The 12510-nt window shown below is 68.3% G+C and carries 11 protein-coding genes and 1 rRNA gene; 1 reads left to right on the plus strand and 11 read right to left on the minus strand.

Translation table 11 applies throughout. The annotated features are described in order from the left end of the window. Window positions 1-98 precede the first annotated feature (98 nt). The 10 genes from AC1DBE_RS14610 to AC1DBE_RS14655 form a co-directional block, all read right to left on the minus strand. Entirely contained in the window at window positions 99-1586 is a 1488-nt protein-coding gene (locus tag AC1DBE_RS14610; RefSeq protein ID WP_476970979.1) for an HNH endonuclease signature motif containing protein, read from the minus strand. A 167-nt stretch (window positions 1587-1753) separates the two neighbouring features. Further along, complete coding sequence (gene xerD / locus AC1DBE_RS14615) at window positions 1754-2758, minus strand: site-specific tyrosine recombinase XerD (protein WP_476970980.1); 1005 nt, start codon at window positions 2756-2758, stop codon at window positions 1754-1756. Next, complete coding sequence (locus AC1DBE_RS14620) at window positions 2758-3420, minus strand: NUDIX domain-containing protein (protein WP_476970981.1); 663 nt, start codon at window positions 3418-3420, stop codon at window positions 2758-2760. The genes xerD and AC1DBE_RS14620 overlap by 1 nt, the downstream gene beginning before the upstream one ends. Window positions 3421-3447: 27 nt before the next feature. Next, window positions 3448-5211 (minus strand): CTP synthase, encoded by a 1764-nt coding sequence (locus AC1DBE_RS14625; RefSeq protein ID WP_476970982.1) that lies wholly within the window; start codon window positions 5209-5211, stop codon window positions 3448-3450. 127 nt (window positions 5212-5338) lie between these two features. Further along, the gene (gene recN / locus AC1DBE_RS14630; RefSeq protein WP_476970983.1) at window positions 5339-7078 is read right to left on the minus strand and encodes a DNA repair protein RecN; all 1740 of its coding nucleotides are present in this window, start codon (window positions 7076-7078) and stop codon (window positions 5339-5341) included. Between the two features lie 3 nt (window positions 7079-7081). Then, on the minus strand, window positions 7082-8167 hold the full coding sequence (locus tag AC1DBE_RS14635; protein WP_476970984.1) for an NAD kinase: 1086 nt from the start codon (window positions 8165-8167) through the stop codon (window positions 7082-7084). 13 nt (window positions 8168-8180) lie between these two features. Continuing rightward, window positions 8181-9005: a TlyA family RNA methyltransferase gene (locus tag AC1DBE_RS14640; RefSeq protein ID WP_476970985.1), complete on the minus strand. Its 825-nt coding sequence runs from the start codon at window positions 9003-9005 to the stop codon at window positions 8181-8183. Then, entirely contained in the window at window positions 9002-9265 is a 264-nt protein-coding gene (locus AC1DBE_RS14645; RefSeq protein ID WP_476970986.1) for a hypothetical protein, read from the minus strand. The genes AC1DBE_RS14640 and AC1DBE_RS14645 overlap by 4 nt, the downstream gene beginning before the upstream one ends. A gap of 10 nt (window positions 9266-9275) precedes the next feature. Next, entirely contained in the window at window positions 9276-10268 is a 993-nt protein-coding gene (locus AC1DBE_RS14650) for an HAD-IIA family hydrolase (protein WP_476970987.1), read from the minus strand. Window positions 10269-10274: 6 nt separating this feature from the next. Then, window positions 10275-11144: a hypothetical protein gene (locus AC1DBE_RS14655; protein ID WP_476970988.1), complete on the minus strand. Its 870-nt coding sequence runs from the start codon at window positions 11142-11144 to the stop codon at window positions 10275-10277. Here AC1DBE_RS14655 and AC1DBE_RS14660 point away from each other — a divergent pair. Then, window positions 11109-12095, plus strand: coding sequence for a hypothetical protein (locus AC1DBE_RS14660; RefSeq protein ID WP_476970989.1), 987 nt, complete (start codon window positions 11109-11111; stop codon window positions 12093-12095). The two genes, AC1DBE_RS14655 and AC1DBE_RS14660, sit on opposite strands and share 36 nt — an antisense overlap. Window positions 12096-12391: 296 nt before the next feature. On the opposite strand, the gene rrf is transcribed toward AC1DBE_RS14660, so the two are convergent. Then, window positions 12392-12508, minus strand: a 5S ribosomal RNA gene (gene rrf, locus AC1DBE_RS14665). Window positions 12509-12510: the final 2 nt, after the last annotated feature.

Below are 12510 nucleotides of genomic sequence, written 5' to 3' on the forward strand. Positions count from 1 at the left end.
GACCACTATGTGTCCCGCGGCGGCCAGTTTCTTACAGGAAGCGCCAAGAATTTTTCCCGGCTCTGCCTTTCCGTCTACCGCACGCAGGCAGGACTCGATCAGGTTGGCTGGAACAGCCACGCTTCCAGCCAGCTCTCCATCGTCATGACCCGCTCCGGATGCTCCGGCGCGCCGACGTCCCCCGCCAATAGCCCGTCCACCGCCAACAGCCCGGGCGGCCACACCGGCGGTTCCCAGTCCTGGTGTTCGCTGCGGTAGTGCCGGCCGGTGGGTGAAATCCAGCCGGGCGGGCCGGTCCGGGTGGCGCCGGCGGGCTTCCAGGCCGTTCCGTGTTTAAGGCGGTGGTGCTTGGGACACGGCTGGCCCAGGTTGCTGATCCCGGTGGTTCCGCCGTCTGCCCAGGCGAGGACGTGGTCGGCGTCGTTATCCAGCGACTGGTTGTTGCAGCCGGGGAACGGGCACTTCCCGTCGCGCAGCCGCAGCCAATGCCGCATCGCCCGCGGAACCCGGTAACTTGTCCGGCCGATCTCCAGCGGTGCCCCATCACGCGGATCGGTCAGGACCCGGTAGAACGACTCCGCACCATCGGCGACCAGACGCCGTGCCATCGATGCTGGAATCGGACCGTACCCGTCCAGAAGTGCTGGCTCGTCGGTAACACCTACGAGCGAGAGTGCCGGGACGGTGACCAGGACCTGGGCCCGTGGTGACGGCACACCAGCGACATCACATCCTGCGCGGGTGTCCAGCAGGCAGGTGGCCGCGATGTCGGCGCGCAGCTGGCTCAAGGTCCGGGTTTCGCCAGGGCTTTGGAGGGCGCGGGCGGCCGCGGTGGTCCGTTCCCAGATCCCCGCGGCCGTATCCGCCGGCAGGTAGGCCGAGAGCCAGGCCATCCCGTCCCTATCCGGGCAGTACTCCAGCCGCCGGTCAGCGGCACTTTTGGTGTGGCGTGTTTCGATGCTCGCCGGGTGGTGGCGTTCACGCCAGGTGCGGACCTTGGCCCGAAACCGGCCCGGCACGAGCTCTCCGGCCGGACACCCGCGGGCGTGGTCGGGCGCGCCCATGTCCAGGAAGTGCGTCTCCAGCGCCGACGCCCCGGCCGGCCCCAAAACCGCAGCCTCGTCGGTCATGATCCGGGCATGCTGCCACGAGATCAATCCGGATTGGAGGGCTGCCAGTGTCAACGGCAACGACGTCGTCAGAACACGGGCCTCCGCCAATACGGATCCGGCGCTGCGCTCGCTGACGGACAGCACACACGCGACCTCCGCAATCATTGCCATTTCCCGCATGGTGCACTCCCGCGGTGAGTCGTCCGGGGGAGCCATCGCCGCAACCGTACGCGCATACTCCGCGGCGAACCGGACTTTCAGGGCCGCAAGCCGCGCCTCCAACCGGGCAACTTCTGCGAGCCCGTCCAGGCATCCGTCGGCCAGGTCCCGCAACGGATCCCCATCCCTCGGCTCCAAGCCGGTACCAGCAGGGGTCTCCCCCGCCGCTGTCAGGTCAGCCAGCGCGGCGGCGGACCGGGCGACTTCTGCCGCCGCCGCCTCGACCTCCGCACTGAAAGCCACACCGCTTTTCATACCCCCAGCATATGAACGACCACCGACAATAACGGAAGACTCAGCGGGCCTGACGGCCGGCCGGGATCGGAGAACCCCGCGGATCTGAGGGCCCACCGGGTTACCGGCACCACCGGGTTAGCGGCACCATCCGCCGGCAGCACCGGGCCGCCGTCGAAGCTACAGCCCTAGCCCAACGCCCTCGGGTGCGCGGCGGCGTAGATTTCGCGCAGGGTGTCGGCGGTCACCAAGGTGTAGACCTGCGTTGTGGTCACGGAAGCGTGGCCCAGGAGCTCCTGGACAACGCGGACATCGGCCCCGCCCTCGAGCAGGTGGGTGGCGAACGAATGCCGAAGGGTGTGAGGCGAGACGTCCTTGGTGATGTTGGCCTTGTCAGCGGCCGCTTTGAGGATGGTCCAGGCGCTTTGGCGGCTGATCCGGCCACCCCGGGCGTTCAGGAAGAGCGCCGGCGTTCCTTTTCCCTTGGTGGCCAGCAGCGGCCTCCCCCGGACCAGGTACGCGTCCAGCGCACGGGCACCATAGGACCCCAACGGCACCATCCGCTCCTTCGAGCCCTTACCGAACAACCGGACGATCGCCGGGCCACCGGACGCTGGATCGTTCTCACCCTGCAGCGATATGTCGTCGACGTCGAGACCCACGGCCTCGCTGATGCGCGCCCCCGTGGAGTAAAGGAATTCGAGCAGGGCACGGTCCCGGAGCCCGGTGGGCGTGTCGGTTCCGGCGGCTTCCAGGATGCGGGTGACCTCGTCGACAGTGATGGCCTTGGGCAGCCGCTTTCCGGGCATGGGCGGGTGCACGTCGCTGGCGGGATCCGTGGGCGTGAGGCCTTCGAGCGCCCAGAATTTGTGCAGTCCACGGACGGCGACGACGGTCCGCGCCGCCGACCGCACGCCCAGGGCGGAGCCCCCGTCGGAGCCGTCGGAGAGCGCCTGCACGAAGGCAGTCACGTCGCGGCGGGTGATCTCTTCCGGACGACGCCGGCCGGCGCCGGCCAGGTGCCGGGCGTAGCGGGCCAGGTCGCGGCGGTAGGCGGAGAGCGTATTGGCGGCCAGGCCCCGTTCGACGCCCATGTGCTGGAGGTAATCAGTGATGGCCCGGTCGACGGCGCTCGGCGGCCGGGGCGGTTCGGGCACCGCGGCGGGCGGTTCGGCTGCCAGCAGACCTGTCATCAGCGCTGGCTGGGGTGGGCGGGCCACGGCGCGCCGGCCGGGCGAAGTCCTTGGTAGCCGTCAGCGCGGGCCGCGGCTGCTGCGAGGACGCCGACGACGGCGGACGGGTTGTGCAGGCGTCCCTCCAGGACGGCGGCGACGGCTGCATCCAGCGGCAGCCAGTGCAGTTCGATTTCCGCTTCCTCATCGGTGCGGACGTGGAGTTCGTGACCCGGTACGTCGCTCAGGTCTCGGGCCAGGTAGATGCGGATGGCCTCGCTGGAGGACCCGGGCGAGTTGAAGAAGTCGGCCAGGACGTTCCACGTCCCCGCCACCAGGTCGGCTTCCTCGGCAAGTTCCCGGGCCGCGCCAACCACGAAGTCCTCGCCTTCGACGTCGAGCAGTCCGGCCGGAATTTCCCAGAGGGCCATGCCCACGGGGTGCCGGTACTGCTTGATCAGCAGGATCTCGCCGTCCTCGTTCATCGGGAGGACGGCCACGGCGCCGGGGTGGTCGATGTAGTCCCGGACCAGGGGTTCGCCGTCGTCGCTTAGCTGGAAACTGTCGCTGACCACATCCCAGATCCGGCCCTGGTAGACCTTCTCTGATGACAAAAGACGGCGCGGGCTCGGCTCATCCGAAACCTGCTGTGCAGCATGGGGAGTCTCAGACTTACCGGGCATCGCGCCGTCCTTTGATTCAGTTGCGGTTTACTTTGACTCTGCCGCGGCGGCCTTGGAAGCAGCCTTGCCGGTGGCGGCTACCGGCTGACCGGTGCCGTGCTGGTGGTCCAGGGCGGCCTTGACCAGCCCCGCGAACAGCGGGTGCGGGCGGGTGGGCCGGGAGCTGAGCTCCGGGTGCGCCTGGGTGGCCACGTAGTACGGGTGGACTTCGCGGGGAAGCTCTACATACTCCACCAGCTTGCCGTCGGGCGACGTTCCGGAGAACACCAGGCCCTGGGCGGCGATCTGCTCGCGGTACTTGTTGTTGACCTCGTAGCGGTGCCGGTGGCGTTCGCTGACCGTGGTGGTGCCGTAGGTTTCGGCGATGACCGACCCCTCGTCCAGCTTGGCCTCGTACAGGCCCAGGCGCATGGTGCCGCCGAGGTCGCCCTTGCCGTCAACGATGTCGAGCTGCTCTTCCATCGTGGCGATCACCGGGTACTTGGAGTCCGGCTCGAATTCGGACGAGGAAGCGCCTTCGAGGCCGACCACGTTGCGGGCGTATTCGATGACCATGCACTGCAGGCCCAGGCACAGGCCGAGGACCGGAAGCTTGGATTCGCGGGCGTACTTCAGGGCGCCGAGCTTGCCCTCGAGGCCGCGGATACCGAAGCCGCCGGGGACGCAGATCGCGTCGACGCCGGCCAGGGACTTGACCGCGCCTTCCGGGGTCTCGCATTCGTCCGAAGGGACCCAGCGGATCTTGACCTTGGTGTTGTTCGCGAAGCCGCCGGCACGCAGCGCCTCGGTCACCGACAGGTAGGCGTCAGGCAGGTCGATGTACTTGCCGACGAGGGCGATCTCGACCTCGTGCTTGGGGTTGTGGACGGCCTCGAGGAGCTTGTCCCAGCTGGTCCAGTCAACGTCCTTGAACGGCAGGTCCAGGGCACGGACGATGTAGGAGTCCAGTCCTTGGGAGTGCAGCGTCTTCGGGATGTCGTAGATGCTGGGCGCATCCGGGCAGCCAATCACGGCGTCGATGTCGACGTCGCACATACGGCCGATCTTCTCGCGCATCGCCTGCGGCACTTCGCGGTCCGAACGGATCACGATTGCCTCGGGCTGGATGCCGATGGAGCGCAGGGCGGCAACGGAATGCTGCGTCGGCTTGGTCTTCAGCTCCTGTGACGGCCCGATGTAAGGCACCAGGGAGACGTGCAGGAAGAACACATTATTGCGGCCGACGTCCTGGCGCACCTGGCGKGCGGACTCGAGGAACGGCTGGGACTCGATATCGCCGACCGTGCCGCCGATCTCGGTGATGATGACGTCGGGCGCGTTCTTGCCCTCAGCGGGCAGCCGCATGCGGCGCTTGATCTCATCGGTGATGTGCGGGATGACCTGGACGGTGTCGCCGAGGTACTCGCCGCGGCGTTCCTTGGCGATGACCGTGGAGTACACCTGGCCGGTGGTGACGTTGGCCGAGCCTTCGAGGTTCTCGTCGAGGAAGCGCTCATAGTGGCCGACGTCGAGGTCCGTTTCGGCGCCGTCGTCAGTGACGAAGACTTCGCCGTGCTGGAAGGGATTCATCGTGCCCGGATCCACATTCAGATAGGGATCGAGCTTCTGCATAGTTACAGACAGGCCGCGTGCCCGCAGGAGGTGACCGAGGCTCGAAGCCGTCAGTCCCTTTCCGAGCGAGGACGCCACACCACCGGTTACGAAGATGTGTTTGGTCGTCTTGGACGAGCCCGGGAACCGGGAATTTACACGGGAATTTGATCGCTGCACCACGGAGTTCGAGCCTATCATCAATTCGGTCTTTCTTGGATCGCTAAAACGCCGTTGTGATGGTCATCCCAGTCACCGCCGGCCGCCAAAGGGGCAGCCGACCGGCCTGCGGGCCGCCGGGCTGTGACCGGTAGCCGCCGGCCGGCAGTCACGCCTGCTGCGGAAGGAGCTTGGCGTCGTCGAGCAGTTCCTGGGCGTGGGCCCGGGCGGATTCAGAATCTTCCTGGCCTGCCAGCATGCGCGCCAGTTCGCGGACCCGCTCGGCCTCGTCGAGCAGCGTCACGTCGCTGGAGGTGAAGCCGGAGGCAGTGGCGCCGTCGGCGCCGCGCACGGAGGTCTTGGTGACCCGGATGTGCTGGTCGGCGAAGGCCGCCACCTGCGGCAGGTGGGTGACCACGAGGACCTGGACATGCCGTGCCAGCATGGCCAGCCGGCGGCCGATTTCGACGGCGGCACGGCCGCCGACGCCGGCGTCGACCTCGTCGAAGACAAACGTCGGCACCGGGTCGACGGCGGCCAGCACCACCTCGATGGCGAGCATCACGCGGGAGAGCTCACCGCCGGAGGCGCCCTTGCCCAGCGGACGGGCGGGCGCGCCGGAGTGCGGCTGCAGCAGGAAGGAAATCTCGTCGGCGCCAAAAAGGCCCAGCTGCTCCCCCGGGTCGACATTGATGACCAGGGTGGCATCGGCCATGGCCAGGGCGGTCAGCTCGGCGCTGACCCGGCCGGAGAGGTCCTTGGCGGCCTTCTTCCGGGCCTTGCTGATGGCCGCGGCCTGCTTGCGGAGGTCCGTCTCCGCCCGCGCCACCTCGGCGTCTAGCGCCTCGATCCGGGTGGAGTCGTCCTGGAGTTCCTCGTAGCGGGCGCGGGACTGCTCCGCCCAGACCAGGACCTCGTCGATGCTCGGTGCGTATTTGCGGACCAGCTTGGCCAGCGCGGCGCGGCGGTCCTCAATTTCGGCCAGCCGTTCCGGGCCCTCCGTGTCGAGCGCGGCCTGGTAGCTGGCCAGGTCACCGGCGATGTCGTTGAGCAGGAAGCCCACTTCCGCCAGCCGGGTGGCCGCGGAGCCCAGTTCGCTGTCGTGTTCGGCGACGTGCTCCAAGGTTCGTTTCGCGGCGTCCACCAGCGTGGTGGCATCGGCTTCTTCACCGAAGTCCTCGGCGATGAGGGCCTGATGGGCTGCGCTGGCCGCGATGCGGAGCTCTTCGACGTTGGCGAGCTTCACGGCTTCGGCCTTGAGTGACTCATCCTCCCCGGGCTGCGGGTCGACTGCGTCGATTTCTGCCAGCGCCGCCTCGAGGGACTCCGCCTCGCGCAGCCGTTCACGGGCCGCGCTGCGGAGTTCGTCCAGCTCGGCCTGGCTGGCCTTCCAGTGGCCGAAGAGCTCCTGGTAGGCAGCCAGGCTGCCGGCGAGGTTCTCCCCCGCGAACTTGTCCAGGGCTTCGCGCTGGGCCACCGGGCTCTTCAACCTGATCTGGTCCGACTGGCCGTGGACCACCACCAGCGTCCCGCCGATCTCGGCGAGCACTCCCACCGGGGCCGCGCGGCCGCCGAGGTAGGCACGGCTGCGGCCGTCGGCGCCGACGCTGCGGGCCAGCAGCAGTTCCGCGCCGCCGTCGAACTCCTCCACCTCGGCACCGGCTTCACGGGACCTGCTGATGGCGGGATGGCCTGCGTCGAGCTTCAGCACCGCCTCGGCGGACGCACTCTTGGCGCCGCTGCGCACGGCACCGGCGTCGGACCGTGCCCCCAGCAGGAGACCGACGGCGGTGACCACCATAGTCTTGCCGGCACCGGTTTCGCCGGTCACCACGCTGAGGCCAGGGCCCAGGGGCAGCGTCGCATCCGTGATGACGCCGAGGTCGCGGATTCTAAGTTCTTCGAGCATGGGTCACTTCGCAGTCGAGGGGTCGGTGGGCGCGCCGGGGTCTGCGTGTTGCGGCCCTGCTTTTGGCGGGGTGGACGGCGGCGGGGTGGACGGCGGCGGGGTGGGCAGCGGCGGGGTGGGCAGCGGCGGCATCGGCCGCGGGGTGCGCACCACCGGGACCGGCCCGGTATGGATCGTGCCGGTCTGCGGCACCGGACCGCGCCAGCCCTGGATGGGCAATTCGAACTTGCGGACCAGACGGCCCGAGAACGGTGTCTGGTGGGTGCGGGCCAGCCGGACGGGGGTTGCCGAGCGGGTCACCTCCACGCGGGCGCCGGGCGGGAGGTCCACGGAGCGCCGGCCGTCGCACCACAGCACGCCCTGGGCGTCGGTGCGGTTCAGGATTTCCACGGCGAGCCGCGATCTGGGCGAGACCACCAGGGGCTTGGCGAAGAGGGCGTGGGCGCTGATGGGCACAATCAGCAGGGCCTCCACTTCCGGCCATACCACCGGTCCGCCCGCGGAGAAGGCGTAGGCGGTGGAGCCGGTGGGGGTTGCGAGGACCACTCCGTCGCAGCCGAAGGACGTCAGCGGGCGCTCGTCCACCTCGGTGACCACCTCAAGCATCCGTTCCCGGTTGCCCTTCTCGATGGCGGCCTCGTTCAGCGCCCAGGTGTGCCAGATTTTGTGACCGCGGACCCAGACCTGCACGTCGATGGTCATGCGCTCTTCCACGGTGTACTGCCGGCTGGCAATCCACTCCACGGTCTGGGCGAGGTCTGCTCGTTCGCTTTCGGCGAGGAAGCCGACGTGGCCGAGGTTGACGCCCAGCAGGGGCACATCCACCTCCCGCACCAGTTCCGCGGCGCGCAGGATGGTCCCGTCGCCGCCGAGCACCATCACAAGCTCGACGTCGGGAAGCTTGACGTGGTCGTGGAGCACTTCGACCGGCTGGTCCAGCCGTCCGAAGAACCGGACCATGTCGCCGAGTTCGGATTTTTGCATCACGGGGACGATGCCGGAGGCATGCAACTGGGCGCACGCTTCCCAGGCGGCCTTGAGGGACTCCTCGCGGCCGGTGTGGGCAAGGATGAGGACGCGCCTGCTCATCGGGTTCCGCCTTCTAGTGCTTCTCGTGCTGTTCTGGCCAGATCGTTCCGAGTAACGCAGCAACGGCTGCGTCCCGCTCCTCGATCTTAGGCAGGTCTGTCCGGTTCCCGCGCTTTATCCACAGGAAGTACTCGACGTTTCCGTCCTGGCCGGCCAGCGGGCTCTGGGCCAGCCCCTGCAGTTCCAGGCCTGCATCCATCGCGGCGGCCGCCACTTTGGTCACTGCCAGGCGGCGCTCCCGCGTGGAGGTGACCACGCCCGTGCGGCCCAGCCGGTCCTTGCCGATCTCGAACTGCGGTTTGACCATCAGCACGAGGTCGCCGCCGCGGACAGTGCACGCCGCGAGAGGCGCCACCACGAGGGTCAGGGAGATGAACGACAGGTCGGCCACTGTCACCGCCGCCGGGCCGCCGATCTCTTCCGGCGTCATGTAACGGACGTTCAGGCCTTCGTGGACGGCCACCCGGGGGTCGTGCCGGATCTGCGGGACCAACTGGTCATGCCCGACGTCGACCGCCACGACGTGCTCCGCGCCGCGCCGCAGCAGCACTTCCGTGAAACCTCCAGTGGAGGCGCCCGCGTCGAGGCAGCGTTTGCCGGAGACGTCGACGGCGGGGAAGGCGTCCAGCGCGCCGGCCAGTTTGTGGGCGGCGCGGCTGACGTATTCGTCTTCGCTGGTGGTGGCTACCTCCAGGGCAGTTCCGTCCTGGACCTGCAGGGACGACTTGGCGAGCACGTCGCCGCCGGAGCTGACTTTTCCTTCACCGATGAGCCGGGCAGCGTGGGTACGGGATCTCGCCAGCCCGCGGCTGACAAGTTCCTGGTCAAGCCGGGTCATCGGTAGGTGCCCCCCGCCGCTGACCCGGAGACGTCTTCATTCAGCGCCGCCGCGAGGTCGTCGTGCAGACCGGAATATACCTCGCCGTGGGCGGCAACCGGCAGCTCCGGCAGCTCCCCGAGGCGTGCCAGGAGGGAGTCGACGGTCGGATCCCCCACCGCGGTCTCCCCCGTGTGTTCCGGCCAGTCAACGCCGGCGCCGGGATTTTCGGGGCCGGCAGTCTCCTGGCGGGCGTCAGTAAAAGGGTTCTGCTCGGTCATGCTGTCCAGTCTAGTGATCCAGCCACTCAAGGCCGGGCGCAAGGGCTGTGGACGTCTCAGGGTTCGCGGCCCACCAGGCGGCACAGGCTGCACGCCAGGAGTCGAGGTCCGCCGGGTCACCGCTGACACGCACGGTAGTGCCCTCCACGGACGCCGTCGCCGCGCCGCAGCGGTAGTGGCCGCCGTCGTCGTGCTCCACAGCCGGGTAGGGCCGGTAGAGGTCGGTGAGGTCGTTGATCAGGAAGGTGGGCCGCTCCATGGTTCGGGCGGCGAGGACTGATTCACGCGTGTCGACGCCGGTCAGCACGGCCACCGTGGCGAAGCCGGCGTTGTTGCCGCCGAGGATGTCCGTGTCCAGCCTGTCACCGACAACGAGCGGGCGGTCGGCCGCCAGCCGTTTGGCGGCTGCGTGGAAGAGCGGCGCCTCGGGCTTGCCGGCCACGAGCGGCTGCCTCCCGGTGGCGGCGGCGACGGCGGCAACGAGGGTGCCGTTGCCGGGGGCGATGCCGCGGGCCTGGGGAATGGACATGTCGGTGTTGGTGGCGACCCACAGGGCGCCTGACGCGACCACGTAGGAGGCCTCGGCGAGGTCCTTCCAGCCGAGGTCGGGGTGGAAGCCCTGAACCACGGCTACCGGGTCCTCGGCCTCGCTGCGGACGGGGACCAGGCCGGCGAGTTCTATTTCGCGGGCCAGGGCGTCGCCGCCGGTGACCAGGACGCGGGCACCGGCGGGCAGCATTGACGCGAGCAGCTCGCCGGCGGCCTGCGGCGAACTCACCACCTGCTGTTCCTCGGCCGGGGCGCCGAGGTCGCGCAGGTGCTGCGCCACTTCGGCCGGCGAACGCGAGGCGTTGTTGGTGACGTACCCCAGTCCGACGCCGATGCCTGCCAGCCGTTGCAGCGATTCCACAGCGCCGGGAATGGCGTGCGGACCGGCGTATACGACTCCGTCGAGGTCGGACAGGAGGGCGTCGAACCTGGAGATCAGCTCAGCGTCGGCCATGAGGGATCAGTCCTCCGCGCGATCCGGGCGGTGGGTGTCCTCGGAGCCGAAGTCGTCGGCGTCGGAATCGTCGGACTCCAGCTCGTCGGCTTCCACGGAATCCTGATCCGATTCGGCGTCGTCGGATTCGAAGAAACCAGCCTCCTCGTCATCGGAGCCGGATTCGAGATCCTGCGCGGCGGACCCGGACACGGGGTTTTCGGCGAGGCCGGCAACGGATTCGGCGCTGGCGGCCTGCGGTGCCGACTCACCGGCAGCGGCTGCCGAGTGCTCGGCGGACTGCTGCTGCAGGATCCGGCGGCGCTGTGCCTCTTCGCGGGCTTCTTCTTCCTCGTCCCAGCCGAGATCAATGATGTCCGGTTCCTCGTCGACGCCCATGCCGAGGGCGTTTTCTGCGACAACGGCCTGGCGCTGCCATTTGCCGGCTTCCGTTTCGCGGCCGACGGCGGTCAGGGCGTCAGCGTAGGCGCGGAAAAGGCGCGGGCTGTAGGAGAAGGCGCGGTTGATGTCGAGCTGGACAATTTCCAGCTCGGAGACGGCTGCGTCGAGCTGTCCGAGATCGGTGCGGGCACCGGCGGCGACAATTGCCAGTTCCACCTTTCCGGGCGCGTCGAGGTCTTTGGCTTCCTCGGAGCGAGCCATATCCAGTGCGCGGTCCGGACGGCCGAGGCCACGTTCGCAGTCGGCCATCACGGGCAGGTGCACGTTGGATCCGCTGATGCGGCGGTAGGTGCGGAATTCCCGGAGGGCCTCGCCGTAGTGGCCAGCGGCGTAGGCGGTGAGACCGACGGCTTCGCGGACTGCAGCGAGGCGGCCGCCGCGACGGCTGGCGGCCAAAGCGTGCTGGAACGCGAGCTCCGGCTCCTCATCGAGCAACCGGCCGGCCATCACCAGGTGGCGCGCGACCCAGGAAGCGCTGTTTTCCTCGAGAGTCTTGATCTGGTGCTGCGTTGCGCGGTCCAGTTCCTTGCCCGTGACGTCCTCGTCGATCTGGGGCGAACGCTCACGGTCGGGCCGGTTGGCGCTGCGCAGGTCCTTAGCGTTCGGCTCGCGCACGGGGCGGTCCTCGGCGCGGTCGCGGCCAAACTGCCGGGGCCCGGAATCGCCGCGGTCGAAGCTGCGGGCAGGACGGTCGTCGCGGTTCCCAAACGGCTTGCGGTTATCTCCGCCGCTGAAGGGTTTGCGGTCCCGGTCTCCACCGAAACTGCGGCGCTCACCACCATCACGCGACGGACGATCACCAAACGGCTTACGATCCCGATCCCCACCAAAACTCCGGCGCTCACCACCATCACGCGACGGACGATCACCAAACGGCTTACGATCCCGATCCCCACCAAAACTCCGACGCTCACCACCATCACGCGACGGACGATCACCAAACGGCTTACGATCCCGATCCCCACCAAAACTCCGACGCTCACCACCCTCACGCGACGGACGATCACCAAACGGCTTACGATCCCGATCCCCACCAAAACTCCGACGCTCACCACCCTCACGCGACGGACGATCACCAAACGGCTTACGATCCCGATCCCCACCAAAACTCCGGCGCTCACCACCATCACGCGACGGACGATCACCAAACGGCTTACGATCCCGATCCCCACCGGTGAACGGCTTACGGTCGCCTTCGCTACGGGGCGGCCGGGAGCCCTCGGTACGGTCATCCCTCGAACGGAAGCCCCTGGGATCGCCGCCAGAGTTGTTAGCGCCGCGGAATCCCCCGCCGCCGGAGTTCCGTCCCCCGCCGAAGTTGCCGCGGTCTTTGCCGCCGCGGTTGCCGTCGTTGTGCTCAGCCATGGTGGATTCCTCCTGTTGTGAGCTGACCACTGGCGCAATCGCAGCCGCTCTATTTCCGTGTTTCGTTTCCTACGCAACCCGAAATCAAGCGCTTCGAAGTCCGTACATCTCTATCAATTCTAGGCGAGCCGCCCCGGCCGGGCTAACGGATGCGCGGATTCCGGCCCTGCGGTGTTACGTCTCACAGGGCAGCGCCGGCGTGGACCGGCGTGCGTCCGTGGACCAGCGACTTGGTGCGGGGTACCTGCCACGATATGGGTGGTTAAAGTGGGAGAGCCTCCAACCTTGTGGTTGGAGGCTCTCGACCTGTAATAGTGTTCCGGCGGTGACCTACTCTCCCACACCCTCCCGGGTGCAGTACCATCGGCGCTGTGGGTCTTAGCTTCCGGGTTCGGAATGGGACCGGGCGTTTCCCCCACGCTATGACCGCCGTAAC

Source organism: Arthrobacter sp. 10T416 (genome assembly GCF_056394165.1).